This window comes from Mesorhizobium sp. M1143, from assembly GCF_040318435.1.
GTDB lineage: Bacteria > Pseudomonadota > Alphaproteobacteria > Rhizobiales > Rhizobiaceae > Mesorhizobium.
Genome location: NZ_JAMYMJ010000051.1, coordinates 1 through 26355, shown reverse-complemented (window position 1 = coordinate 26355; position 26355 = coordinate 1). Strand labels below are relative to the sequence as shown.

Below are 26355 nucleotides of genomic sequence, written 5' to 3'. Positions count from 1 at the left end.
AAAAATTTGCGCCCGAGCCGTCGAATCAGCACTTCCAGCGTAAATGAATCCGTAGGGTTGTTTATAATGCATAACATCTGCGGTCAAAAATGCGCAATCGCAACATTTTGTACACTTTGTCTCGTTGAGCGGAATCGCTTCTCCTGACACTATGCTGTCAGGAACAATTCCGGCGACTGAGGGACAGTGGTCGATAGCATGAGAGGCAAGCGCATCAAGCGACGCGACGCAGCGGCCATCGAGTGGCCGACCGTGGTCCTCGCTTTCTTCTGTTACGGAATGTGGCTCGCTGCCGGGCTCCTGCTCTGGCCCTCTTATCCGACCCCGGCACTTCTTCTCCTCGGCTTCATCCTGGCCTTGCAGTCGTCGATCATGCACGAAGTGCTGCATGGCCATCCGACGCGCAGCGCGCTCATCAACGAAGCCTTCGTCTTCCTGCCGATCGGCCTGGTCTGGCCGTTCCGTCGCTTCAAGACGCTCCATTTGCGCCACCACGCCGACGAGCGCCTGACCGATCCGCTCGACGATCCCGAGAGCTATTACCAGGCGTTGTGGATGCATGACGATCTGCCGCCGACGATGAAATTCCTGCTCAAGATCAACAACACCATGGCCGGCCGTTTCTTTCTCGGCCCTTGGCTGTCCTGCATCGGTTTCTTCGTCGACGACGCCAGGCATGTGATTGCCGGCGACAAGGTGATCGGCAAGGCATGGCTGCTGCATGCGATCGGCCTCGCCATCGTGGTGCCGATCGTGCAGTTCGGCTTCGGCATTCCCGTATGGCTCTACATTCTGGTGCCGGTCTGGCTCGGCCAGTCGCTGATCGCGGTCCGGACTTTCGCCGAACATCAGTGGTCCGAGCACCCTGAAGGACGCACGGTGATCATCGAGCGCTCGCCGCTGTCGTTCCTGTTCCTCAACAACAATCTGCACTTCGTTCACCACAAGACCCCGACCGTTGCCTGGTACAGGCTTCCAAAACTGTTTGCCGACCGCCGCGACGAGTGGCTGCGGATGAACAATGGCTACGCCTATCCGAACTATTTCGCACTGATCAAAGCCTACGCATTCAAGGCCAAGGAGCCGATCGTGCACCCGGTGCTGCGCCGCCAGGCCGAGCCGGGCAGGGCGTTCAAGCCGCGCATCAGGGCGCGCAGCATCAGCGGGCTTGGCAGCGCGCCGGTTCCGGCCGAGCCGCCGAAGGAATAATCCCCGGACTTCCCGAACCCGTGTCGGCCAATTCTGATTGGACGCCGCGTTTTTGCGATCCTTTCCCGAGCCATGATGATTGAGTGTCGGCATGAGTGATTTGGTTGCGGCATTGCCGATGTATGACTGGCCCGAAGTGCGCGGCGAGGTCGACGCGCAATGGGCAGCGTTGCGCGATGCTTTTCGGCACAAGGGCGTCGATGGGCCGCAGACAATCGTGCGCCGCAATGGCGACCTGCCGCCGGTGCCGGGCGGTATCCACGACGCCGAGGGCAGACTGATCGCGCCCGATCCGGCGATACTGCCGCCGGACGAACTCGACCATCACCAGCTTTGGCTGCATCCGGCGCTGCTGTTCGCGCAGACCTGCTGGGGGCCGATGGAACTCGGCCTGAGCAAGCATGTGCAGGTGGTCGGCCAGCCGAGCTACGACGCTTACGAGGGCGGCGAAGGCGAACTCTATTCGAGCGCGCTGGTGATGCGGACGGGCGAGGGACCGGAGGTTCGCTCGCCCGCGGATGGCAAAGCCTCGCTGCCGCTCGATCTGATGCGCGGCAAGAGTTTTACCTACAACAGCCTCGATTCGATGTCGGGCATCATTGCACTGGCGCGCGATCTGCAGGCCGCCGGCGAAAGCCTGGATATCTTTTCCTCGCGCAGCGAAAGCGGTGGCCATCGCGGCTCGATCGTCGCGGTCGCCGAGGGCAAGGCGGATATAGCTGCCATCGACTGTGAGAGCTGGGCGCTGGCGCAGCGTTTCGAACCTGCGGCAAACGCCGTGAAGGTCGTCGGCTGGACGGCAAGGCGCAAAGGCCTGCCCTACATCACCGCCAGGACGACGCCGGAAAAGACGCTCAAGGCTCTGCGCGAGGCGCTTGCCGGATCAGCCGAGCAACCTCGCATCCAGCTTGTAGGTTGAAAGCTGCTCGTTACCGGTCGCGGTGATCAGGATCTGTTCCTCGATCTTGACGCCCTCATGGCCGCCGAGACGGCCGATATAGCTTTCCACGCACAGCACCATTCCCGGCTCCAGCGCGCCGTCGGGCGTGTCCGGCGTCCAGTCGCTTGCATGCGGCAGGGTCGGGTACTCGTCGGCCAGGCCGACGCCGTGATAGAGCACGCCGTAGCGTGTCGGGAAGCAATCTCCCGGCGGCACCACGGAGCGTTCGACCAGGTCGCGAAAGGATATGCCGGGCTGCATCAATTGCGTGTTCTGGGCGATCTGGTCGGCGGCGATGCGGAACAGGTCGCGCTGCTCGTTCGACGGCCTGGCGTCACCGCAAAGCCAGGTGCGGGAGAGATCGGCGCAGAAGCCGAAGGGACCGATCAGGTCGGTGTCGAAGGCGACGAGGTCGCCTTCCTCGATCACCCGCGACGAGCATTCCTGGAACCACGGATTGGTGCGCGGCCCCGAGGCAAGCAGCCGGGTTTCGATCCATTCGCCGCCGCGCGCAATGTTGCCGCGGTGGAGTTCGGCCCACAATTCGTTTTCGGAAATGCCCGGCGTCAGCGCCTTCTCCATTTCACCCATCGCCGCTTCGCAAGCGACGATTGCGCGGCGCATGGCGAGGATCTCGTCCGGCGATTTGATCAGCCGCGCATTTTCCATCACCGCTTCGCCATTGCCGATCGAAATGCCGAGCCGGGCGAGTTCCTCGACGCCTTCCGGGTTGATGTGGTCGACCGCAATGCGGCTGTTGCCGCCGCCATGCTCCTTGACCAGATCGGCGATGCCGGCCGCCCAGCGGCGGACTTTGTGCTCGGTCAGCTCGCCGCCATAGAGATACATCCACGACACTGCCGGCCGCACCTCGTCGACGACGCCGGAATGATCGGACAGATGCTCGCAGGAGAAATAGTCGAACAGCACCACGGGTCCCTCAGTGGCGACGAAGCAGTGGCGGGTCGGATTGTGCGCGACCCACAGCTGCATGTTGGTCGAATCGGTGGCGTAGCGGATGTTGACGGGGTCGTAGAGCAGCGCGCCGGCGTAGTTTCGGCGCCTCAGTTCGGCGCGGAGGCGCTCGAGCCGGTATTTGCGCATCGCGGCAAGATCGGGCGCGGCGATGCCTGCCGCTTGCCATTCGGCTTCAGCCAGCGCGCCATAGCCCAGCACATGCTGGTTCAGCGACGCCGCCTTCTGGCGCGATGTTTCGCGCAAGGCTTCGACGGAGCCGGGCTCGAACGGCATGATCTTGCGATGACGACCGAACCCTTGTTTCTCCACCCGACGCCTCCCTGCCGACTTACTGTGGCGCTGCGCCCGCGGCCGCTTTCTTCAGCCGCGTGACCGTCAGCGTGCGGGTGGGCGGCTCGCTGTCGAACAGCATCGGAACGACCAACTGCTGCGGCGAGCCGTCAGCGACATAGCCGGCCTCGCTCAAGGCCCGCAGGATGCCCTCGGGAGGTTCCTTGTCATTGGCCATCACGAGCACCGCCGGCTCGATCAGCAAATGGCCGAAGTCCGGCATCTCGTCGTCGAGCACGACCAGATCGGGATCGACAAGACGCAGATTTCCCACCCAGTGCCAGCTCGATATCGCCGTGCGAACCGGACCGTTTGCCGTCAGCTGGCCATAGAGCGACTGGTAGTCGACACGCACGATGCTGCCGCGGCTGTCGCCGCCATTGAGGTGCGTGTACCAGGTCACCGGCAGCACGAGGATGGCAAGCGTTGCGCCGACAAAGACGACGACGTCCTGCACCTTCCTTCGCTTGTCGCCTCTGGCATCCATCCGCAAGGCCAGCGCGACCGGCAGCAACACAAGAATGGGAAGCATCCAGCGATCGCGAAATTGCGTCGTCCCGCTCGCCAGGACGAGCACGATGGTCATCGCCAGGGCAAAAGCGATGGTGCGCCACACCAGTTTCTCGGTCCATGGCGCCGGTTGCAGAGCCGGCGCCGGCTTTTTCCATGCGATGAGCAAAGCCGCGACGAATATGCCGGCCGGCAACACGGCGAAATACAGGATAGCCTTGCCCAGTCCGCGCATTCCGTAGAATGCGGTTTGTATGGCGCTTTCTCCTCTGCCCATGCCGAAGCCGCCGCTGTGCGACAGCAGCTGGTCGGTGTAGGTCAGGTTCCAGTAGAGCGTCGGCAGGCAAAGCAGCACCGCCACGACAAGGCTGATCGAAAACCGGCGGTTGAGGATGACGCCGCGCGTTTCGCGCAGCGACAGGGTGGACAGGATCAGCGCGCCGAGAAAGATCGCGTTGTTGTATTTCGACAGGATGGCGGCGGCCATCGCCACGCCAAACAGCACATAGGTGGCCAGGGAACGCCGCTGCACCAGTTCGACGAGCGCAAGAAACAGCACCACTGAAAAACAGAAAGCGGCGATCGAGTGGGTGAGGGCGTGCTGCATCTCCCACACCATCTGCGGAAACAACAGCAGGCCGAACAATGCGGCGGCGCCAGCGCGGCTGGAATAGCCCAGGCGGCGGACAGCGATGAAAACCGACGCCAGCGCCGCTCCGATCAGTAGGTACTTCACGATCTTGAGCGCGAGGATGTTCGTTCCGACCACGGCGGCGACGAGGCGGGCGAGCCAGGTGTAGAGCGGCGGCTGCGAGCCGCCATAGCCAGCCCAGAGGTAGCGCATGTACATCAGCTGTTCGGAATCGTCGACGCCGACACCGGTTCCCACGACATGGGACAGCAGCGCCATCACCACGATCTGGACGACGCAATAAACCGCGACGCAGACCAGTGCGGCGTTGAAGGGACCGACCTTGCCTTCGCCGAGCCAGTCCGTCCATTTCTCTAGATACTGCAAGGGGATCGTCTTCTCATCGAGGGAAATGCCTGCGGCCAACTGCCGAAGGCCCCTTACACGATCTCACGCTCCCTGTCGCCTTTTCAGGTCCGCATCTTCTCGCCGCTGGGGTCGAAGGGCGCCTCGACATTGATACGCGCCGGACGCCGGTGGCCGAGGATCTCGATCTCGAACAGTCCGGCACTTTCGTCCTCGGCGAGTGCCGCCGGCACATAGCCCTGCGCCATCGATTTCTGCACATAGTGCGCGTAACCGCCCGAGGTGACCCAGCCGACCACGCGCCAGTCGCCGTCGACGATGCCGCGCACGGCGGAAGCGCCTTCGGCAGCCTTCGAGCCACGCACTTCCTTGCCCGCCATGTCGAAGCGCGGCGCGCCATAGCCATGCGGCTTTTCCACCGTGCCATAGTCCTTGCCGACCTTGGCCCAGATCGGCTCGTCGCCCATGACATCGGCGTCGGCCGCATCGATGATGAAGGAGACACGGCGCAGTTTCGGTCCTTCCGCCTGTTCCTTGGCGGCGGCCTCGCGGCCGATGAAGTCGTTCTTCTCCAGCTTGATGAAGCGGTCCATCCCGCCTTCGAACGGGCCGTAGATCGGCCGCAGCTCGCGGTACCAGGTCGGGAAGTTCTTCTCCAGGCGCATGGAGAGCAAAGCGCGCATGCCGAAATCGACGAGGCCGAACTCCTCGCCGGCGTCCTTGATGGCCTTGTAGACCAGACGCTCATAGGCCGGCGCCATCCAGATTTCATAGCCGAGATCACCGGTATAGGTGATGCGGTTGACCATGCAGGGCGCGCCCCCGACCGCCATTTCGCGGAAATCCATGAAGCGAAACGCCTTGGTCGAGATGTCGACATCGACCAGCTTCTGCAAGAGATCGCGCGATTTCGGCCCGGCGATCGACAGGCCGACGAGCGTCTGATCGAAGCGGTGGATGCGCACCGAACCATCCTTCGGCAGGTGCTTTTCGAACCAGCGCATGTGGTACTTCTGCGCGGCGGACGAACCCCAGATCATAAATCTGTCTTCGCCTGCCTTGGCGATGGTGAAGTCGCCGATCAGCTTGCCGAACTCGTTGATCATCGGCGTCAGCACGATGCGGCCGATCTTCGGCATGCGGTTGGTCATCAGCCGGTTGAGGAAATCCTCAGCCGCAGGTCCCGACACTTCGTATTTGGCGAAGTTGGCGATTTCGGTGACGCCGACGCGTTCGCGCGTGGCGCGCACTTCCTCGCCGATAGGACCGAAATCGTTTGAGCGGTGGAAGGAGACGACGTCCTTCGGCTCCTTGCCCTTCGGCGCGAACCACAGCGGGGTCTCCAGGCCCCAGCTATCGCCCATTACGGCGTTGTTGGCGAGCATCGTGTCATAGAGCGGGGTGGTTTGTGCAGGGCGCGCAGCCGGCAGCTCTTCATTGGGGAAGCGGATGGAGAAGCGGCGCGAATAGTTTTCGCGCACCTTTGCGTTGGTGTAGCGCAGGCCGGCCCACTCGCCGAAGCGGGCGACATCCATGCCCCAGACGTCGAAGCCGGGATCGCCATGCACCATCCAGTTGGACAGCGCGAGGCCGACGCCGCCGCCCTGGCTGAAGCCGGCCATGACGGCGCAGGCGCACCAGAAATTGGTCAGGCCCTGCACCGGCCCGACCAGCGGATTTCCGTCGAGCGCGAAGGTGAAGGGGCCGTTGATGATCTGCTTGATGCCGGCTTTCTCGATGCCGGGGAAATGCTTGAAGCCGATCTCCAGCGACGGCGCGATGCGGTCGAGGTCGGGCGGCAGCAGTTCATGGCCGAAATCCCACGGCGTATTGACCGGCGACCAGGGTTTGCAGGCTTTTTCATAGGTGCCGAGCAGGATGACGTTGCGCTCTTGGCGGGTGTAGATCTCGCCCTTGAAGTCGAGCACGCCGATCATCTCGCGGCCGGTCGATTTGTTGAATTCCTCGACCTCGGGCATCGGCTCGGTGAGCAGGTACATGTGCTCCATGGCCAGCACCGGCAGTTCGACGCCGACCATGCGGCCGATCTCGCGCGCCCACAGGCCGCCGCAGTTGACGACATGCTCGGCGTGGACGGTGCCCTGTTCGGTGACGACGTTCCAGGTGCCGTCAACTTCCTGCGTCAGTTCGACGACGCGGTTGCGCAGCACGATCTCGGCGCCTAGCTTCTTGGCCGCCTTGGAGTAGGCGATCGTCGTGCCGGAGGGATCGAGATGGCCTTCGACCGGATCCCACATGGCGCCGACGAAATTGGTCTCGTCCATCAGCGGGAACATCGCCTTGGCTTCGGAGGGCGTGATCAGTTCGGTGTCCATGCCGAGATAGCGGCCCTTGGCGTGGGCCAGGCGCAGAAAATCCATGCGCTCGGGCGTATCGGCCATCATCACGCCGCCGGTCAGATGCAGCGAGCAGGACTGGCCGGAGATTTCCTCGATCTCCTTGTAGAGCTGCACCGTATAGGCCTGCAGCTTGGCGACGTTGGGATCGCCGTTCAGCGTGTGGAAGCCGCCGGCTGCGTGCCAGGACGAGCCGGAGGTGAGCTCGGAACGCTCGATCAGCATGATGTCGGTCCAGCCGGCCTTGGCCAGGTGATAGAGCACCGAGCAGCCAACGACGCCGCCGCCAATGACAACCGCTTTTACATGAGATTTCATGAGAGATAGGTCCGTTTTTGCGTAAATTGAATCAGGTGTGTCGGTTGGCAGGATGCCGCCAGTTGCTTGCCGATCAAAAATCGGTCGGCGCGCCGCCTTCGGCCGTGCGCTTTTCGACGAAGTCGTTGAGCTCTTCGCGGATCGCCGGGTCCATATAAGGTTCCTCGTAGGATGCCAGCCGCTCCTTCCAGACCTTGTTGGCCTTTTCCAGCGCGGTCGGCGATCCGGCTTCGGCCCAGGTCTCGAAATTGCGCCAGTCGGAGAGGATGGGCGAGTAGAAGGCTGTCTTGTAGCGGTCCTGCGTGTGCTGGGTGCCGAAGAAATGGCCGCCGGGGCCGACCGACTGGATGGCGTCGAAGCCGAGCGCTTCGTCGGACAGGTCGAGCGGGGTGAGGAACTCGGCCACCATCTGCAACAGGTCGATGTCCAGGATGGTCTTCTCGTAGGAACAGCGCAGGCCACCTTCGAGCCAGCCGGCGCCGTGCATCATCAGATTGCCGCCGCCCTGGATGGCGCCCCACAGCGAGAACACGCTTTCATAGGCTGCCTGCGCGTCGACCGTGTTGGCGGCGCAGGTATTGGAGGTGCGGTAGGGGATCTTGTAACGGCGGGCAAGCTGGCCGCCGACAAGCTGCGCCTTCATATATTCAGGCGTGCCGAAGGCCGGCGAGCCTGACTTCATGTCGACATTCGAGGTGAAGCCGCCATAGCCAACCGGCGCGCCCTTTCTCACCATCTGGGCAAAGGCGATGCCGGACAGCGCCTCGGCATTTTGCTGCACCAGCGCACCGGCGATGGTCACCGGCGCCATCGCGCCGGACAGGGTGAAGGGCGTGATGACGACGACCTGACCCTTGCTCGACATCTGGATGATGCCTTCCATCATCGGCACATCCAGTTTCAGCGGCGAATTGGTGTTGATGATGGTGAAGACGGACGGCTCTTCGAGCATCTGCTCATGGCTGATGCCGCGGGCGATCCTGGCGATCTCGATGCCGTCGACATTGCGCTCCTTGCCGAGCGAATAGATGTGGAACACCTTGTCGGTCAGCGTGGCGAGGTCGCGGATGCATTCGAGGTGGCGCACGGAAGGATGGATGTCGGTCGGCTCGACCGGATAACCGCCGGTGCAGTTCAGGATGTTGTGCATCTGCGCCAGACGCAGGAAGTTGCGGTAGTCCTGCTGGTTGCCCGGACGGCGGCCGCGATCGAGGTCGGAGCAGTTCGGTGCCGACGCCATCATCGACAGGATCACATTGTTGCCGCCGAAGCGCACATTGTGCGCCGGGTTGCGGGCATGGAGCGTGAATTCCGACGGGCATTTGGAGATGAGATCGAGGATCATGTCGCTGTCGAAGCGCACGCGCTCAATGCCCTCGCGGACATCAGCGCCATTTTCCTTCATGATGCGGCGCGCTTCGTCATGCAGCACGTCGACGCCTATTTCCCTCAAGACGCGCAGCGAGGCGAGGTGGATCGATTCCAGCTCGTCGTCAGAGACCAGCTTGGTCGGCGTCAGCGGATTTCTCAGTTGCCGAAAAGCCGGCTGTTCGAAGGCGGCCGAGCCGCCGGCGCGCTTGCCCGCACGGCCACCGCGACGGGCGCGGTCGGTTGCCAAAGGCGGTTCGGCTGGGTGCAGGGCGGCGGTCATGATGGTCCTCGTACGATGCTGGTAGCGGGCGGCATAATGGACCGGCGGCTGTCCGGCCATTGCGGAGGCGGCGACCACTAGGACGAGGGAAGCGACATGCCCGAACGGCAGTCCGATAGCTGACAACCTTGCCGGAGATTGGCGGACAGGACGCGCCCACTGCGGCTCTTGGCGCAACGGGATTTCAGGCGCGGCCCTTCCTTTCCCTAAATCGAACCGCTAGCTCAGTGGTTTGCCGCTGGATGGACCGGCAGTTCATGTGGAAGGCATCATGGCTGCGACCGGTTCGAGCGATGGCGAAGCGGGGGACGCAATGGGCGGCGCTTGCCGGCGTAACTGCCGCCCTCGCGATGTTCGGTGCGGCGCAAGGGCTGAGCTCGCCGCTGTTTACGCTGCTGATGCAGAAGCAAGGCATGTCGCCGGCGCTGATCGGCTTGTCGGCAGCGATGATGCCGCTTGGTCTGATCCTTTCGGCGTCGTTCGTGCCGGCAGCCGTTCGGCTGGTCGGCGCGCGCAACCTGGCTGTGGGTTGCTCATTGATTGGGGCGCTGTGCTTCCTCGGCATCGGCTACCTGCAGGACTGGGTGGGCTGGTTCGTCATCCGCTTCATCATCGGTATCGTCATCAACCCGCTCTATATCCTGGGCGAAGTATGGGCGCTGTCGCTGGCGCCGCCGTCGCGCCGCGGCAGGGTGATGGGGGCATTCAACACCGTGCTGGGCGCTGGCTATGCTGCGGGGCCTTTGGTCCTGACGCGGTAGGGATATCGGGCTGGGTTCCTTTCCTGATCGGCATGGCCGGCTTCATCCTGTGCGCCGCGATCCTTCGTGCTGTTTCGTCAAGCCTCGCCGGCTTCGAGGATGACGGCCAATTGCCCGGCGGCTTTTTCGGTTTCGCCAGGCTGGCGCCGGCGCTGTTGTTTGCCGTGCTGGTTTCGGCGGCGGTCCAGCAGGGCACCTACGCTTTGATGCCGGTCTTCGGTGCTGCCTATGGCTTGCCCGAAAGGACGCTGGCGGCCCTGGTGATGGCACTGTCGCTGGGAAACATCTTCCTGCAAATCCCGCTCGGCCTGCTGGCCGAGCGTTTCGGCGGGCGGGCGATGATCATCTTCTGTGCGTTGGCGACAACGGCCTGCGCGGTTTTGCTGCCGTTGCTGATCACGACGCCGGCGATCTGGCTCGTCCTTCTCGTCATGGGCGCTGTAGGCTACGGCGTCTACACCATGGCGCTGGTGGAGCTCGGCAGCCGCTTCAGGGGAACCGTGCTGGTCGCCGGTAACGCCGCCTTTGCCTTGATGTGGGGCGCCGGCGGCATTGTCGGCCCGCCCGGCGCCGGTGCGCTGATGCAGGTCATCGGTCCGCTCGGCCTGCCGGTGGTGATCGCCGGACTCGACGCGCTGCTGGTGAGCTTCGCGCTCTACCGATCGTTCAAGCGCCAAAACTCCTGACGGCCCAAAACTCCTGACGCCCAAAACTCCTGACAGGCCAAAAACTCCTGACAGGCCTTGTCTGGAGCAAACGGTTTTCCCCGGGGCGGGGCTTACCCGCGTCGGACAGAAAAGCTAGTCCTGAACCTGGTTTAGGTGCCAATGGTGAACCTGGCGGAAGCTGACAACGAGAAGATGCAGTGGGCGGCGATCAGCGGCGTGATCGCGACCGTCTCGGTGTTCGCCATCGCGCAAGGCCTGTCCTATCCGCTGCTGAGCTTCATCCTGCAACGCCAGGGCGTTTCGCCGGCCATCATCGGGCTCTCGGCGGCAATGACGCCGATCGGCTTCATTGTCTCGTCGCCGCTGATCCCGGCACTGGCGCGCCGGTTCGGGGCAGGGCGCACCGCGCTTACCTGCGCGGCGCTTTCGGCGATCGTTCTGGCGCTGATCGGGTGGACGCAGAATGTCTATCTGTGGTTTCCGCTGCGCTTCCTGATCGGGGTGGTGACCAATCCGCTCTATGTCTTGAGCGAAATCTGGGTCATTGCACTGGCGCCGCCATCGCGCCGCGGTCGCGTCATGGGTGTCTATTCAACCATCATCTCGGCCGGCTTCGCTGCCGGGCCGCTCTGCCTGCTCGCTGTCGGCACCGTGGGATGGCCGCCATTCCTGGTGGGGATCGCCGCCTTCATCTTTTGCGGCGCCTGCCTGGCGGCGGTGCTGCCGCGACTGCCGAAGGTTGACGAAGCCGGGCACAGGGTTTCGGTCATGGGCTTCATGCCCCTGGCATGGCTAATGCTGTCGGCGGTGGTCGTTGCCGCCGGTTTCGAACAGGGCGTGCTGGCGCTGCTGCCGGTCTACGGCACGCACTATGGCATCGCGGAAGCGCGCATGTCGGCGCTGCTGTCGGTGATGATCGCAGGCAACATCGCCATGCAGGTGCCGCTCGGCTTTCTGGCGGAACGGCTGACGGCGCGGCTGGTGCGATTCATCTGCGTCGTGGTGACGGTGCTGGGCTGCGCCCTGTTGCCGCTGCTCATCGAGACGCCGCTGATCTGGCCTTGCGTCTTTATCTGGGGCGCGGTCTCCTATGGCATCTACACCATGTCGATCATCGAGCTCGGCGAGCGCTTTACCGGCTCGGCGCTGGTCGCCGGCAATGCCGCCTTCTCCCTGATGTGGGGCGTCGGCGGCCTCGTGGGGCCGCCGCTGGCGGGTGGCGTCATGGATGTGATCGGCGCCTCCGGCCTGCCGATCACGCTGGGCACGATTTGTCTGGCACTGGCTGTGGCCACGGTCCTGCGCCGGCGGATGGTTTGAGGCCGCATTCCCCCGATGACCTGACGTACCATCTTGAATAGAACCGCTTGCAACGCGATGTAGGCAGGGCTGCCCGCCACTAGCCTGGAGACCATGCGTGACCCAATCGACGACAAAACGCCAGACGGATGCCACCGTGGAGGACAAGTTCCTCTGGCTGGAGGACCGGACCAGCAAGGAATCGCTCGACTGGGTGCATCGCCAGAACGAGATCACCGTGGCCGAACTACAGGGCGATCCGTCCTACCAGGCGGCCTTCGAGACGGCGCTCGACCTGATGACGGCCGAGGACAACATTGCGGTCGGTGCCGCGCTCAACGGCCAAGTCTATAATTTCTGGCAGGACAAGACCAATGTGCTCGGCCTCTGGCGCCGCACGACGGTCGCTTCCTACAAGACCGAGAAGCCTGTGTGGGAGACGATCATCGACTTCGACGTGCTGTCGGCCAAGGAGGGGGTGAAGTGGGTGTTCAGCGGCGCCAGCCGCCTTTACCCCGATTTCAACCTTTGCCTGGTGGCGATGTCGCCGGATGGCGGCGATGCCAGCGAGATGCGCGAATTCGACATCGAGACCAAATCATTCATCGAGGGCGGCTTCCGCGCTCCCGCCTCGAAATCCGGCTTTTCCTGGCTGGACAAGGACACGGTCATTGTCTCGGCTGCCTTCAATGAAGACGACAAGACCCAGTCCGGTTATCCGCGCGTCGTCAAACTGTGGAAGCGCGGCACCCGGTTGGAGGAGGCGACGCCGATCTTCGAGGCCGAGAAGCAGGATCTCGCGGCCGGCGCGGGGGTCGACCATGATGGCGACAGGCAGTATTTGTTTCTGGCCCGCACGATCGCCTTCTTCTCCTCGCACAGTTTTCTGCGCCTGCCGTCGGGCGAAAACCGGCGCATCCCGCTGCCGGACGATGTCACCGACACCGCGCTGTTCAAGGGCCGGTTCGTGTTCGGGGTGCGCAGCCCATGGACGGCGCCGGGCGGCACTGAGTGCTTGCCGGACGGCCTCTATTCCTTCGATTTCGAACACTGGATCGACACCGGCGACCTGGACCCTGTTGAAACCATGCTCGCGCCAGCGCACCGTGTTTCGGTCGCCGGCATTGCCCGCACTCAGGACCGGCTGTTCATCAATCTGATGGACAATGTGCGCGGCAAGGTCGTTGTCGCCGAGCGCAGCGGCGACCGCTGGTCGCTGAAGCCGGTGGCGCTGCCCGAGAACGGCAATGTCGGCATCGCGCATGCCGAGCATTTCGGTTCCAGCGTCTCCTTCTCCTTCACCGATTTCCTGACGCCGAGTTCGATCATCTGGTCGGACGATGACGGGGTGACGCTGGCCACCGTGAAATCGCAGCCGGCGCGGTTCGACGCCGCGCCGCTGGTCTCGGAACAGTTCGAGGCGCGCTCGAAGGACGGCACCATGATCCCGTATTTCGTCGTCAGGCGGCGCGACCAGAAGGGTCCGGTACCGGCGCTTCTCTATGGTTATGGCGGCTTCGAAATACCGCTGCTGCCCGGCTATGCCGGCGTGCGCGGCAGGCTGTGGCTGGAAAAGGGCAACGCCTATGTGCAGGCCTGCATCCGCGGTGGCGGCGAGTTCGGGCCGGCCTGGCATCAGGCCGCGCTGAAGGGCAATCGCCAGACTGCCTTCGACGATTTCGCCGCGGTGGCGCAGGACGTCGTCAGGCGCGGCATAGCCACGGCTGCTTCCCTCGGCATCCAGGGCGGCTCGAATGGCGGCCTGCTTACCGGCGTTTCCCTGACGCAGCATCCCGAACTGTTCGGCGCCGTCATCATCGAGGTGCCGCTGCTCGACATGCTGCGCTATACCGAACTGCCGCCAGGCGCCTCGTGGATCGGCGAATATGGCGATCCGGCAAAACCGGAAGAAGCCAAGTGGCTCGCCGCCTATTCGCCGTACCATCATGTCTCGGCCGATGCCGTCTATCCCCGGGTGCTGCTCACGACATCGACCGCCGACGACCGCGTCCATCCCGGCCACGCCCGCAAGATGGCGGCGAAGCTGCAGGAAGCAGGTCACGGCAAGACGTTGTTCTTCGAGGAGACGGAAGGCGGCCATGGCGGACGCGGCGACCGCCGGCCGCAAGCGGCGCAAACCGCCATGAAATACGTGTTCCTGCAAAGGGTATTGAGCGGCACCGCTTGAATTCCGGGCCTCGGGCGGCATAGACTGCCGCCATGGTCTACATGAGCACATCCGGCGCCTTCGGGGTCGCGGTGACACCGTCGCCGCGCACGCTGCGCGCCGAACTGCTCAGGCTGTGCGCCCGCATCGGCTATTCGCCGCCCGCCGTCCTCTGACGAAGTCGCCCCGGCAGCTTGCCGGTTTGATTCCAGAGGAAAGAGCAAACCCATGACTTACCAGAACTATTCGCTGAAGCAGCTTCAGCAGATTGACGCCGCGCATCATCTGCATCCCTTCACCGACCACAGGGAATTGCGCGAGACCGGCTCGCGCATCATCACCCACGCCAACGGCCCGTTCATCTACGATGCCGATGGCACCGAAATACTCGACGGCATGGCCGGGCTGTGGTGCGTCAATGTCGGCTATGGCCGCGACGAGCTGGCCGACGCCGCTTACGCGCAGATGAAGGAATTGCCCTACTACAATTCCTTCTTCAAATGCTCGACGCCGACGCCCGTGCTGCTGTCGAAGAAGCTGGCCGAGCTGGCGCCCAAGGGCATCAGCCAGGTTTTCTACGGCTCCTCCGGCTCGGAGGCCAACGACACGGCGCTGCGGCTCGTGCGCCACTATTGGGTGCTGGAAGGCAAGCCGGAGAAGAACCGCATCATCTCGCGCAAGTCGGCCTATCACGGCTCGACCGTCGCCGGCACGTCGCTCGGCGGCATGGATTTGATGCACAAGCAACTCGGCGGGGCGGTTCCCAACATCGTCCATGTGATGATGCCCTATGCCTATGAGTTGGCGCTGCCTGGCGAAAGCGACCATGATTTCGGCCTGCGCGCGGCCAAGGCGGTCGAGGATGCCATTCTGGAGGCCGGCGCCGACAAGGTCGCCGCCTTCATCGGCGAGCCGGTGATGGGAGCGGGCGGGGTGAAAATACCGCCGATGAGCTATTGGCCGGAAGTGCAGCGCATCTGCCGCAAATACGATGTGCTTTTGATGCTGGACGAGGTCATCACCGGCTATGGCCGCACCGGCGAATGGTTTGCGGCGCAGACCTTCGGCATCGAGCCGGACACCATCACCACGGCCAAGGCACTGACCTCGGGCTATCAGCCGCTGTCGGCGCTGCTGGTCGGCGACCGTATCGCGGCGACGCTGGTCGAAAAGGGCGGCGAATTCTACCACGGCTATACCTATTCGGGTCACCCGGTGGCCTGCGCGGTGGCGCTGAAGAATCTCGAGATCATGGAGCGAGAAGGCCTAGTCGACAGGGTCAGGAACGACACTGGACCTTACTTCGCCCAGGCGCTGCAGGAGCGCATTGCCGGCCACGAACTGGTCGGCGAGGTGCGATCGATCGGGCTGATGGGCGCGGTTGAGATCGTCAAGGACAAGGCGACCAAGGAGCGCTTCCTGCCGGCGGGCAGTGCCGCCGTCACCGTCCGCGACCACGCCATCGCGCAAGGCCTGATGCTGCGCGCCACCGGCGACACGATGATCCTGTCGCCGCCGCTGATCTGGACCCGCGCGACGATCGACATGGCTTGCGATCGCATCGCCAAAGCGCTGGATCTGGCGCAAGCGGATTTGCGCAAGAAGTAGATGGAACGAGCGCCGGGCGCCTTGCAAACAGGGCGCCCGGACTGTGCGCCTGCTTATCGTCAGGGTCGACGGGGTCAGCGCACCGATCGTGCTGGTCAATGAAGACCATGAGGCAATTCCGAACGCTGCAATCGGAATAATAATTTGGACCGAGCAGTATAGTACTGCAAAACGCAAAAACCGCGCTCCATGGGAACGCGGCTTTGCCAGATACGCATGGCATTTCGCCAACCATACACTTGCGAAACTTACGGGCTCCGGTACGCGAGACCTGATCCGGAGCGCCGGGCGGATGCGATATGTCCGCCTCGCCATCCGTTATATAGGCACATCGTTACCGCCGGGTTATCGAGAGCTTAAGCAAATCTAAATTTGCAATTTTTCCGCGCAATAAAAATCGAGAAAAGCGCTGCCAAATTCGAAACTTATAGAGAACTGCCGCGAAGGAAATTTATGATGCCGGAAAAATCGTCGCCGCCATTTCCCTGGGCGTTGAACAGCGCATAAAGCTGGGCCGCTTCGGCCCCCATCGGCGTCACCGCGCCGGCGCTTTGGGCGGCTTCCTGCGCCAGTTTCAGGTCCTTCAGCATGAGTGCCGCGGCAAAGCCCGGCTTGTAGTCGCGGTTGGCCGGCGATGCCGGCACGGGACCTGGCACCGGGCAATAGGTGGTCAGCGACCAGCACTGGCCCGACGAGGTCGAGGCGACGTCGAACAGGGCCTGATGCGAGAGGCCGAGCTTTTCGGCCAGCACGAAGGCCTCTGCGACGCCGATCATCGAAATGCCGAGCATCATGTTGTTGCAGATTTTGGCTGCCTGACCGGCGCCGTCGTCGCCGCAATGGACGATGCGGCCTGCCATCGGCTTCAGGACCGGTTCGGCCTTAGCGAAGGCATCCTTGGCGCCGCCGGCCATGAAGGTTAGCGTTCCCGCAGCAGCACCGCCGGTGCCGCCGGAGACGGGGGCGTCGATCGAATGCAGCCCTTGCTTCCTTGCTACGGCATGCGCCTTGCGGGCCGACTCGACATCGATGGTCGAGGAATCAATGAACAGGGCGCCTGGTTTGGCCTTGGATGCGATGTCCTCGTAGACCGAGAGCACGTGCTTGCCGGCGGGAAGCATGGTGATCACGACATCGGCGTCTTTCACCGCCGCCACGGCATTCGCCATGACAATGACGCCATGCTCGTGGGCGACGGTGAGGTTTTCCGGCATCAGGTCAAAGCCGTGCACCGCATGCCCCGCCTTGACGAGATTGGCAGCCATCGGGTTGCCCATATTGCCGAGACCAATGAAGGCGATGGTGGTCATCAATCTCTCCTGAATTGTTGCCGTCAGCGTCCGATCAACGCCCGCGCGATGATCACGCGCATGATCTCGTTGGTGCCTTCGAGGATCTGGTGGACGCGCAGGTCGCGCACCAGTTTTTCGATGCCGCAATCATGGAGATAGCCGTAGCCGCCATGCAGCTGCAGCGCCTCGTTGGCGACGTTGAAGCCGATGTCGGTGACGAAGCGCTTGGCCATGGCCGACCATTTGCCGGCGTCCGGCGCCTTGCGGTCTAGCTTCGAGGCGGCGGCGTAGAGAAAGATCCGCGCTGCCTGCAATTCGGTCTCCATGTCGGCCAACCTGAACTGCAGCGCCTGGAACTGGTTGATCTTCGAGCCGAAAGCCTTGCGCTCGGCGGTATAGGACAGCGCCTTGTCGAGCGCAGATTGCGCGCCGCCGAGCGAACAGGCAGCGATGTTGAGGCGGCCGCCATCAAGCCCGGCCATTGCGATGCCGAAACCGGCGCCTTCGCCCGACAGCAGGTTTGCGGCCGGCACCTTGCAGTCCTCGAAGATCACCTGGCGGGTCGACTGCATGTGCCAGCCCATCTTGTGCTCGTTGGCGCCGAAGGACAGGCCGGGCGCATCCTTTGATACAACGAAGGTGGAAATGCCTTTCGGCCCGTCGGCGCCGGTGCGCGCCATGACGACATAGAGGTCGCTGTCGCCGGCCCCGGAGATGAACTGCTTGGCGCCGTTAAGCACATAGTCGTCGCCGCTCTTCACCGCGCGCGTCTTCAGAGCCGCGGCATCCGAGCCTGAGCCCGGCTCGGTCAGGCAATAGCTCGCCAGCCATTCCATCGAGGTCAGCTTCGGCAGGAAGCGTTGGCGCTGCTCGTCGTCGCCGAAGCGGTCGATCATCGACGCCGCCATATTGTGGATCGAGATGAAGGAGGAAAACGCCGGATCGGCGTGCGACAGTGCCTCGAAGATCAGCACGGCGTCGAGCCGGCCGAGCGCCGAGCCGCCGACATCATCCCTGACATAGATGCCGCCAAGGCCAAGCGGGCCGGTCTCGCGGATTACATCGGCGGGAAAGTGTCTTGCCCGGTCCCATTCGAGCGCATTGGGCGCAACGCGATCGGCGGCGAAGGCCTGTGCCATCTCCTGGATGGCGCGCTGTTCCTCGTTGAGCTCGAACTGACTGGTGCTCGCATCGACCGCGGCGTCCATGGCGTGCTCCCTGTGGTTCCCCAGCTGGGGTTGGCTTGCTGGCCTGTTGTTTTTGGCTTTGCGCGCCGCTCAATCTAGACCAATGATGCCGCCGCGCAACCCGGCTCGCCGCGCAGCCGCTGTGCATGGGATCAACGGAGCATTGCGTGCCGACATATTTCGACGAATTGCTCGACCGCTTCCATGCCTATCTCCGGGGCGTGGACAACGCGCTGGTGCGGGACGCCGTGACCCGGATCGGCTGGAATATGACGGTGCGCGTGCTCGAAGCGCATCCGCTGCCTTGCCTTGGTCTGCTCGACCGCATTGTCGAACTGGCGCCGCCGGACCCGCAGCCTCTGGTGCAACTGCTGGCGGAGCGTCGTGACGATCTGTGCTGGGGGCAGACCTACAACGCGAGCGATTTTGGTGAAGCGTTCTTGCAGAAATACGGCTGGCTGGAGGTGTTTGGCACGCGCGGCCATTTCGCCAATGAAGAGGTCGCGGCCGGATTGCTGATCCTGGGACCCGGCATCACCTATCCCGACCATCATCACATTGCCGAGGAGATCTACATTCCGCTGACCGGCGGCACCGAATGGCGCATGGGCGAGGGCGGCTTTCACATCCGCCAGGCGGGCGAAATTATCCATCACGCCTCCAATGTCAGCCATGCCATGCGCACCGGCAGCGAACCGTTGCTGGCGCTCTACATCTGGCGCGGCGGGCCGCTGTCGCAGAAGTCGACCGTTTCCGGCGCGCAGGGCAGGGGCTGAGCATGGCCAAGGCGATCATGCTGCAAGGCACGGGTTCGGATGTCGGCAAGACGGTGCTGGTAGCGGGGCTCTGCCGCGCGGCCAGGAATCGCGGGCTGAAAGTCAGGCCGTTCAAGCCGCAGAACATGTCGAACAATGCCGCCGTCGCCGACATTCCGGGCGACAACCGCCCCGGCGGCGGCGAGATTGGCCGTGGGCAATGGCTGCAAGCGCTGGCGTGTGGTGTTCAGCCGACCGTGCATATGAATCCGGTGCTGCTCAAACCCCAGAGCGATATCGGTTCGCAGGTGATCGTGCAAGGCAAGGTGTTCGGCGACGCGCGAGCGCGCGACTACCAGACAATGAAAGCGGGGCTGATGGACGCCGTGCTGGAGTCCTGGACGAAGGTCGGTGAGGGCGCCGATCTGGTCATCGTCGAGGGCGCCGGATCGCCGGCCGAAATCAACCTGCGCAGCCGCGACATCGCCAATATGGGCTTTGCCACACGCGCCGACGTGCCGGTGATTCTGGTCGGCGACATCGACCGCGGTGGCGTCATCGCTTCGGTCGCCGGCACGCATCTGATCCTACCGGAGGAAGACAGGCGCATGATCGTCGGCTACCTCATCAACAAGTTCCGCGGCGATGTCTCGCTGTTCGACGACGGCATCCGGTCGATCGAAAGCTTCACCGGCTGGCGCTGCTTTGGCGTCGTGCCGTGGCTGAAGGCGGCGGCGCGATTGCCGTCCGAGGATTCGGTCGTGCTCGAACGCCTGACGTCGGGCGAGAAGCGGGCGTTGAAGGTCGCCGTGCCGATGCTTGGCCGCATCGCCAATTTCGACGACCTCGACCCGCTCAAGGCCGAACCGCAGGTCGAAGTGGTGTTTGTGCCGCCGGGGCAGCGCTTGCCGGAGGATGCCGGCCTGGTGGTCATTCCCGGTTCCAAATCGACGATCGGCGATCTCATGAAGTTCCGCGAGAATGGCTGGGATCGCGATCTCCTCGCCCACCGCAAACGCGGCAGCCATATCGTCGGCATTTGCGGCGGTTTCCAGATGCTCGGCCGCCTGGTGCGCGATCCCGATGGCATCGAGGGCAGCGTCACCGAGGCCGAAGGTCTTGGTCTGCTCGACATCGAGACGGTGATGGAGCCGGAAAAGACGGTGCGCAATGTCAGCGCCCGCTCGGTGCCGTTCGGCCTCGCGCTCGAGGGCTACGAAATTCATCTCGGCCGCACCACCGGGCCGGACATGGCGCGGCCGTCGGCTGTGATCAACGGGACCGACGACGGTGCCATTTCCGCCGATGGCAAGGTTTTTGGCACCTATCTGCACGGCCTGTTTTCCGCCGACGCTTTCCGGGCGAGATTCCTGGAAAGCCTCGGCGTGAAAGGCGGCGGCATCGACTATCGCGCGGAGGTGGAAAAAGCGCTGGACGAGATCGCCACCGAGATGGAGCGCCATCTTGAGTGCGATGCGATTTTTGGGTTAGCAAGGTAGGACCATCCACCGTTTCGTCATCCTCGGGTCTGCGCGTCCGCTTCGTTTCCACTCCGTGGATGTCGAAGTTCGGGCGCTTTCGCCGACCTTCGACGCGGCGCTGAAGGACCAAGGCCGATGGCGAAGGATTCTGCGAAACTGATCACCAGCGGGACGGTGAGCGAGGCGTATTCGACATTGCGAAAATGGCCGGGCGCCGTTTCGCGATAGCCACAAATGTCGGTGACCGCGTTCTGCAGCCGCAGGCCCGGCGCGCGCCGCACCATCTCGAACCGGTCGGCTACCGGGCGGTGCTGTTGATCGTGGCGCTCCGTCTCGCCGGACATGGTCATCCTTCCGCGCGGAAGAGCCTAACGGACCATGCATCCAAAGCAAAAGCGCCCGGCTTTTGACCGGGCGCTTCGAATTGCAGAAGTCGCGGGCGCCTAGGCGCCGCGCATCAGGCAGGCGGCGGCAAGCACGATGTATGCGATGAGGACAATCCACACCGCAGCCAGAGGAATGAACGCAAGAACGCCAAGCGCGGCGAGCACGCCGATGATGGCGATGACAAGGGATATGATGAAAACAAGCTGAGTGGGTGCACTAAGATTCATGTGTGGTCCCTCCAACATGATTCGTACAACGGCACTCTATCAGGCGTGAGGCTTATACACCAATCAGCTGGCGCAATGGGTTCGCCGGGTCGGCCAGCAGCTTCACCGCCAGAGCCAGGCAGATGATCACCAGCAGCGGCTTGATCAGCCGGGCGCCGATGCGGATGGCAAGGCTGGCGCCGAGCCGGGCGCCGAGGAACTGGGCGACGCCCATCATCAGCCCGATCTTCCAGTAGACGACGCCGGCGACGGCAAAGACGATGAAGCCGCCGATGTTGGAGGCGAAATTGAGCAGCTTGGTGTGTGCCGTAGCCTTGAGCACGCCGAAGCCGGCAAGGCTGACGAAGGCCAGCATATAGAAGGAGCCGGCTCCCGGCCCGAACAGCCCGTCATAGAAGCCGACCAAAGGGGCGATGATCAGCCCGAACAGGAAGGGCGACAGGCGCTCGGCGCGGTCGACATCGTTCATGTTGGGTTTCACGGCGAAGTAGATCGCGATGGCGATCAAAAGCAGCGGCAGCAGCGCCCGCAGGAGATCACCTGGCACGAATGCCGCCAGCAAGGCGCCGACGGCACTGCCGGTAAGGGCCAGAAGCGCCGATGGCAGCTGTCGACGCAGATCGACACGGCCATTCCTGGCATAGTGGATGGTCGCCGAAGCGGTGCCGAAAATGCCCTGCAGCTTGTTGGTTCCAAGTGCTGCGACCGGCGGGAATCCGGCAAGCAGCAGGGCCGGGATGGTGATCAGCCCGCCGCCGCCGGCTATCGAATCGACAAAGCCGGCTGCAAAGGCGGCCAAGGCAAGCATGATGACGGTGTGGGTAGCGAGGTCGAGCATCGGGATTTCTGAACATTCCGGCGGGAAAGGTGATGCCGCGCCTTCTCATGGCCATCTGGTTTGCGCAAGGCCGATTCCGCGCTACGTCCATCCAAGCGCGTTGCGCTTGGATTTCCTGTGGTGCATGTCATTATCCCAATACCGCTGGGCAATTTTGGGTCATATGCACTGGGCGGACTCGGAAAAGGGATACTGTTGGCGATGGCATTGCTCGACCAGATACGCTCGATCTTCGATGGTGACCCCGGCGTGCGCAAGGTTGCCGACGACCCCGTGCTGTCGGCGGAACTCTTGATGCTGTTTCGCATGATCCTGGCCGACGGCTCGGTTTCGGAGAGCGAAATGGTCGCCTTCCGGCGCATCTGCAAGGACGCCTTCGGCATCCCGGAAACCAGCATCGACGCGGTCATCGAATATCTCAATGATTTCGGCTACGAGACCAACGGTTCGCAAGCCATGGCGCTGTTCCGCGATCTCGATGTCGAACGGCGCAAGTTGCTGGCGCTCCACATGGCGGAGATCGCCAAAGCCGATTCCAAACTGGCCGAGAGCGAAGTGCGGCTGTTGCGCCGCACGCTCGATTTGCTCGACATCAGCCCGGTCGATGTGGTGAAGCCGGAGGAGTGAGGCAGACCAGGGGCAACGGCCGCCCGGCCGGGTCCCCGCTGCTTCGCAGCGTCCCAGCGTTCGTGACCTTTCATCGTGCCACTGGCACGATGAATTCGCTGCGCGAACCGGTCACTCACCCCTGTTCCTGCATACGGTGAGCGATCGCCCGATGCAGATCGGGCGCAGCCGCGACCAGCGCCCTGGCCGCCTCCGACTGCGGATGATCGAGCACGTCGCCGGTCTTGCCGCGCTCGACGATCCTGCCGTCATGCATGACCAGCACCTCATCGGTGATGGCGCGGGCGACGGTCAAATCGTGAGTGATGAAGAGATAGCCGATGCCGAGCTTCTGGTTGAGCTCTGCGAACAGATCGAGGATCTGGGCGCGGATCGACACGTCGAGCGCCGAGACCGGCTCGTCGGCGACGACCAGCTTCGGCCTTGTGATGATGGCGCGGGCGATCGACAGGCGCTGGCGCTGGCCGCCGGAAAACTCATGCGGATATTTGTCCATGTCGCTGACGCCGAGGCCGACCTCGTGCAGCGCATGCGCCACCATCTCGCGCCGCTCGGCCGGTGTCGGCTTCTTTTCCAGTACATGCAGCGGCTCGGCGACCAGTTTCTCGACCTTCTGGCGCGGGTCGAAAGAGCCGTAGGGATCCTGGAACACCACCTGCATGTCGCGCCGCGCGGCTTTGAGCTCCGCCTCGCTTTTGCCGGTGATGGTCTCGCCGCGAAAGCGGATCGTTCCCGATGTCGATTTGTCGAGCGCCAGGATCATGCGGGCAAGCGTTGACTTGCCGCAGCCGGAGCGGCCGACCAGCGCCACCGATTGGCCCGGCGCCAGCGACAAGGACACGTCGTCGACGGCGCGGATCGGAGACGCTGACTTGAACAGGGAGGTGCGCCGGCCCGGATAGTCCCGTGTCACGCCTTCGACCTCAAGCAGCGGTTTGCCCTGGCCGGCGGCGTGAACCTTGGCGCGGGCGGGCACGTGCATGGAGGCCAGCGCCAGCTGGCGCGTGTAGGGATGCAGCTGTTCCGACAGCGTGCGTGCGGTGTCGCCGGCTTCCATCACCTCGCCATGGCGCAGAATGGTGATGCGGTCGGTCATTTCGGTGACGACCGCGAGATCGTGCGAGATCAACAGCAGGCCCATGCGGTTTTCGCTGACAAGGCCGCGCAAGAGGTCGAGGATCTGCGCCTGCAGCACCACGTCGAGCGCCGTGGTCGGCTCGTCGGCGATGAGCAGCTTGGGTTTCAATGCGCAGGCAATGGCGATGACGACGCGCTGGCGCTGGCCGCCCGACAGTTCGTGCGGATAGCGCGACAGCGGGAATTTGGCCTCGGGCAGGCCGACGCGGTCGAGCATTTTGCGCGCCCGGTCTTCGGCTTCCGCGCGGCTTGCCCTGGTGTGCCAGCGTATGCCTTCAGCGACCTGCTCGCCGATCGTCTTGACCGGGTTAAGCGCCGTCATAGGTTCCTGGAACACCATGCCGATGTCGTCGCCGCGCAGCGCGCACATCTGGTCCTCGGTTGCGGCCAGAATATCGATGCCGTCGAAGGTCACGCGGCCGGTGGCGCGCGCAGCATGCGGCAGAAGCTGCATGATGGTCAGCGCCGTCATCGATTTGCCCGAGCCGGATTCGCCGACCAGCCCCATCACCTCGCCGGGCGCGACGGAGAGGTCGACCCCTTTCAGGATCGGCGTGTCGCCGATGGCCAGCGACAGGTTCTCCATCTGCAGCAGGCTCATCGCTGCCGCCGCGATTTCGGGTCGAGTATGTCGGCGATGCCGTCGCCGAGCAGATTGAGCCCAAGCACCGTGACGACGATGGCCATGCCGGGGAAGATGGCCATCCAAGGCGCCACCACCATGCGCGTCTGAGCGTCGAACAGCATGCGGCCCCAGCTCGGCATTGGCGGCTGGGCGCCGAGTCCGACATAGGAGAGGCCGGCTTCGGCCAAAATGCCGAGCGCGAACTGGATGGTGCCTTGCACCAGAAGCAGCGTGGCGATGTTGGGCAGCACGTGCTCGATTGTAATCTGCGTCTTGCTCTTGCCGGCGGCGCGCGCGGCGAGGATGAATTCGCGCGGCCAGATCGCCAGCGCACCGGCCCGGGCGACGCGCGCAAACACCGGGATGTTGAAGATGCCGATGGCGATGATGGCGTTGATTGCGCCCGGTCCGAAGATGGCGGTGATCATGATCGCCGACAGCAGCGCCGGGAAGGCGAAGACGAGGTCGTTCAGCCGCATCAGCGCCTCGTCGACCAACCCGCCGCGCGCCGCGGCGAAGGCGCCGAGCGGCACGCCGACGCCCATGCCGATGCCGACCGCGACCAGCGCCACGGCAATCGAGTTGCGGGCGCCGACCATGATCATCGACAGGATGTCGCGGCCGAAATGATCGGTGCCGAACCAGTGCGCCGCAGAGGGCGCCAGCGTCTTGTCCGAGATCACCAGTTTGGTCACGTCGTAGGGCGTCCAGACATAGGAGATGACCGCTATTGCAGCCACCAGCACCGTGATGGCGAAGCCGATGAGGAAGGAGCGGTTGCGGAAGGCCTTGGCCAGAATGCTGCCCAACGTCTCCTGCGGGATGTCGATGTGCAGCGTCATTGCCGGCCTCGAAGGCGCGGATCGACGATGGCATAGGAGACGTCGACGACGAGGTTAACGGCAATGACGGCGACGACCAGCAGCATGACGATGCTTTCCACCACGATCAGGTCGCGCTGAGTGATCGCCTGGAACACCAGCCGTCCCAGACCAGGCAGATAAAAGACGTTCTCGATGATGATGGTGCCGGCGAGCAGGAAGGCGAATTGCAGGCCCAGAATGGTCAGAACCGGGATCATCGCGTTGCGCAGCGCGTGCCGCCATAGTACGGCGCGATAGGGCAGGCCCTTGGCGCGGGCGGTGCGGATATAATCCTCGTTCAGCACCTCGAGCAGCGCGGAGCGGGCAACGCGCGCCAGGATCGCGGCCTGCGGCAGAGCGAGGGCGATGGCCGGCAGCAGCAGCGATTTCAGCGCCGGCCAGGCGCCGGCGCTCCAGCCGGGAAAGCCGCCGGCCGGCACCAGCCGCAACCAGACGGCAAAGAGGTAGATCAGCATCAGCGCGAACCAGAAGTTCGGCACGGCGACGCCGAGCTGCGCGGCGCCCATGGCAATCGTGTCACCGGCGCGGCCGCGCCGACTGGCGGAATAGAGCCCGACCGGAATGGCAATGATGGTGGACAGCGTCAGCGCGATCAGCGCCAGCGGCAGGGAAACCGCCATGCGCTCGCGGACAAGGTCGATGACCGGCACCGAATAAGTGTAGGAGCGGCCGAAATCGAGGCTGAGCAGACCGCCGACCCAGTGGAGGTAGCGCAGGAGAAGCGGCGCGTTGAGGCCCATCTGGTTGCGCAGGAGTTCGACCTGCTCGGCGCTGGCGTTGAGGCCAAGCATCAGCCGCGCCGGATCGCCGGGCAGGACTTCGAGCACGGCGAAGACGACCATCGACGCCAGGATCAAGGTTGCGATCGCGATGGCGAGGCGTTTGAGGAGGTAGGCGGTCATTGCGGCGGGAATGGTGCGTTGCCAAGTGCGATGACTGAGCAAAGGCAGCGTTCTGTCACACCCCCCTCTGTCCTACCGGACCCGGGGGGGGGGGGGGGGGGGGGGGGGGGGGGGTTGTGGGGGGCAAGCCCCGTGGCGTGGGGGGGGCGGGCGGGCGCCCCCCCCCCCCCCCCCCCCCCGGGGGGGCCGGCGCGGGGGGGGGGGGGGCGCCGGGGGGACG

The 26355-nt window shown here is 63.9% G+C and carries 20 protein-coding genes and 2 pseudogenes; 10 read left to right on the top strand and 12 right to left on the bottom strand.

The window, feature by feature from the left end:
* Positions 1 to 198: 198 nt before the first annotated feature.
* Both NKH35_RS25680 and NKH35_RS25675 read left to right on the top strand, forming a co-directional pair.
* Positions 199 to 1209 carry a fatty acid desaturase gene (locus tag NKH35_RS25680; protein ID WP_352916821.1) on the top strand — a complete coding sequence of 337 codons (1011 nt, stop codon included), beginning with the start codon at positions 199 to 201 and terminating at the stop codon, positions 1207 to 1209.
* A gap of 91 nt (positions 1210 to 1300) precedes the next feature.
* Positions 1301 to 2128 carry a phosphate/phosphite/phosphonate ABC transporter substrate-binding protein gene (locus NKH35_RS25675; RefSeq protein ID WP_352916819.1) on the top strand — a complete coding sequence of 276 codons (828 nt, stop codon included), beginning with the start codon at positions 1301 to 1303 and terminating at the stop codon, positions 2126 to 2128.
* Here NKH35_RS25675 and NKH35_RS25670 read toward each other — a convergent pair.
* From NKH35_RS25670 to NKH35_RS25655, 4 genes are all read right to left on the bottom strand, one after another.
* Positions 2093 to 3400 carry a M24 family metallopeptidase gene (locus NKH35_RS25670; RefSeq protein WP_352916833.1) on the bottom strand — a complete coding sequence of 436 codons (1308 nt, stop codon included), beginning with the start codon at positions 3398 to 3400 and terminating at the stop codon, positions 2093 to 2095. The genes NKH35_RS25675 and NKH35_RS25670 overlap by 36 nt on opposite strands.
* A gap of 55 nt (positions 3401 to 3455) precedes the next feature.
* The gene (locus NKH35_RS25665; RefSeq protein WP_352916817.1) at positions 3456 to 5024 is read right to left on the bottom strand and encodes an ArnT family glycosyltransferase; all 1569 of its coding nucleotides are present in this window, start codon (positions 5022 to 5024) and stop codon (positions 3456 to 3458) included.
* 44 nt (positions 5025 to 5068) lie between these two features.
* Positions 5069 to 7639 carry a GcvT family protein gene (locus NKH35_RS25660; protein ID WP_352916815.1) on the bottom strand — a complete coding sequence of 857 codons (2571 nt, stop codon included), beginning with the start codon at positions 7637 to 7639 and terminating at the stop codon, positions 5069 to 5071.
* A 73-nt stretch (positions 7640 to 7712) separates the two neighbouring features.
* Positions 7713 to 9290 carry a trimethylamine methyltransferase family protein gene (locus tag NKH35_RS25655; RefSeq protein WP_352916813.1) on the bottom strand — a complete coding sequence of 526 codons (1578 nt, stop codon included), beginning with the start codon at positions 9288 to 9290 and terminating at the stop codon, positions 7713 to 7715.
* A 271-nt stretch (positions 9291 to 9561) separates the two neighbouring features.
* On the opposite strand from NKH35_RS25655, the pseudogene NKH35_RS25650 reads away from it, so the two are divergent.
* From NKH35_RS25650 to NKH35_RS25630, 5 genes and pseudogenes are all read left to right on the top strand, one after another.
* Positions 9562 to 10737: pseudogene (locus NKH35_RS25650) on the top strand (MFS transporter).
* A gap of 141 nt (positions 10738 to 10878) precedes the next feature.
* Positions 10879 to 12039 carry an MFS transporter gene (locus NKH35_RS25645; protein ID WP_502906997.1) on the top strand — a complete coding sequence of 387 codons (1161 nt, stop codon included), beginning with the start codon at positions 10879 to 10881 and terminating at the stop codon, positions 12037 to 12039.
* A 97-nt stretch (positions 12040 to 12136) separates the two neighbouring features.
* On the top strand, positions 12137 to 14206 hold the full coding sequence (locus tag NKH35_RS25640) for a prolyl oligopeptidase family serine peptidase (protein ID WP_352916809.1): 2070 nt from the start codon (positions 12137 to 12139) through the stop codon (positions 14204 to 14206).
* Positions 14207 to 14238: 32 nt separating this feature from the next.
* Positions 14239 to 14361 (top strand): hypothetical protein, encoded by a 123-nt coding sequence (locus NKH35_RS25635; protein ID WP_023670422.1) that lies wholly within the window; start codon positions 14239 to 14241, stop codon positions 14359 to 14361.
* 52 nt (positions 14362 to 14413) lie between these two features.
* Positions 14414 to 15793 carry an aspartate aminotransferase family protein gene (locus NKH35_RS25630; protein ID WP_023733749.1) on the top strand — a complete coding sequence of 460 codons (1380 nt, stop codon included), beginning with the start codon at positions 14414 to 14416 and terminating at the stop codon, positions 15791 to 15793.
* A 425-nt stretch (positions 15794 to 16218) separates the two neighbouring features.
* Here NKH35_RS25630 and mmsB read toward each other — a convergent pair whose 3' ends face one another.
* Positions 16219 to 17106 carry a 3-hydroxyisobutyrate dehydrogenase gene (gene mmsB, locus NKH35_RS25625; RefSeq protein WP_488439188.1) on the bottom strand — a complete coding sequence of 296 codons (888 nt, stop codon included), beginning with the start codon at positions 17104 to 17106 and terminating at the stop codon, positions 16219 to 16221.
* A 20-nt stretch (positions 17107 to 17126) separates the two neighbouring features.
* Positions 17127 to 18293: an isobutyryl-CoA dehydrogenase gene (locus NKH35_RS25620; RefSeq protein ID WP_023733747.1), complete on the bottom strand. Its 1167-nt coding sequence runs from the start codon at positions 18291 to 18293 to the stop codon at positions 17127 to 17129.
* 146 nt (positions 18294 to 18439) lie between these two features.
* Here NKH35_RS25620 and NKH35_RS25615 point away from each other — a divergent pair, with 146 nt between their 5' ends.
* Together NKH35_RS25615 and NKH35_RS25610 are read left to right on the top strand one after the other, a co-directional pair.
* On the top strand, positions 18440 to 19048 hold the full coding sequence (locus NKH35_RS25615) for a dimethylsulfonioproprionate lyase family protein (protein ID WP_023733746.1): 609 nt from the start codon (positions 18440 to 18442) through the stop codon (positions 19046 to 19048).
* Between the two features lie 2 nt (positions 19049 to 19050).
* Positions 19051 to 20526, top strand: coding sequence for a cobyric acid synthase (locus tag NKH35_RS25610; protein ID WP_352916806.1), 1476 nt, complete (start codon positions 19051 to 19053; stop codon positions 20524 to 20526).
* Positions 20527 to 20633: 107 nt separating this feature from the next.
* Here NKH35_RS25610 and NKH35_RS25605 read toward each other — a convergent pair.
* From NKH35_RS25605 to NKH35_RS25595, 3 genes and pseudogenes are all read right to left on the bottom strand, one after another.
* Positions 20634 to 20852: pseudogene (locus NKH35_RS25605) on the bottom strand (AraC family transcriptional regulator); the annotation flags it as partial.
* A 99-nt stretch (positions 20853 to 20951) separates the two neighbouring features.
* Positions 20952 to 21122, bottom strand: coding sequence for a hypothetical protein (locus tag NKH35_RS25600; RefSeq protein WP_023670429.1), 171 nt, complete (start codon positions 21120 to 21122; stop codon positions 20952 to 20954).
* A 52-nt stretch (positions 21123 to 21174) separates the two neighbouring features.
* Positions 21175 to 21960, bottom strand: coding sequence for a TSUP family transporter (locus tag NKH35_RS25595; RefSeq protein WP_023733743.1), 786 nt, complete (start codon positions 21958 to 21960; stop codon positions 21175 to 21177).
* A 195-nt stretch (positions 21961 to 22155) separates the two neighbouring features.
* Between NKH35_RS25595 and NKH35_RS25590 the strand changes: the two genes are divergently transcribed.
* Positions 22156 to 22587, top strand: a complete 432-nt coding sequence (locus tag NKH35_RS25590) for a TerB family tellurite resistance protein (protein ID WP_023691035.1) — start codon at positions 22156 to 22158, stop codon at positions 22585 to 22587.
* A gap of 115 nt (positions 22588 to 22702) precedes the next feature.
* Here the strand turns inward: NKH35_RS25590 and NKH35_RS25585 are convergent, their stop codons facing one another.
* The 3 genes from NKH35_RS25585 to NKH35_RS25575 are packed head-to-tail and all read right to left on the bottom strand — an operon-like array spanning position 22703 to position 26135.
* Positions 22703 to 24325, bottom strand: coding sequence for an ABC transporter ATP-binding protein (locus NKH35_RS25585; RefSeq protein WP_023733742.1), 1623 nt, complete (start codon positions 24323 to 24325; stop codon positions 22703 to 22705).
* Entirely contained in the window at positions 24322 to 25191 is an 870-nt protein-coding gene (locus tag NKH35_RS25580) for an ABC transporter permease (RefSeq protein ID WP_023733741.1), read from the bottom strand. Before NKH35_RS25580 ends, NKH35_RS25585 begins: the two co-directional genes overlap by 4 nt.
* On the bottom strand, positions 25188 to 26135 hold the full coding sequence (locus tag NKH35_RS25575; RefSeq protein ID WP_023725623.1) for an ABC transporter permease: 948 nt from the start codon (positions 26133 to 26135) through the stop codon (positions 25188 to 25190). The genes NKH35_RS25580 and NKH35_RS25575 overlap by 4 nt, the downstream gene beginning before the upstream one ends.
* Between the last annotated feature and the right edge of the window lie 220 nt (positions 26136 to 26355).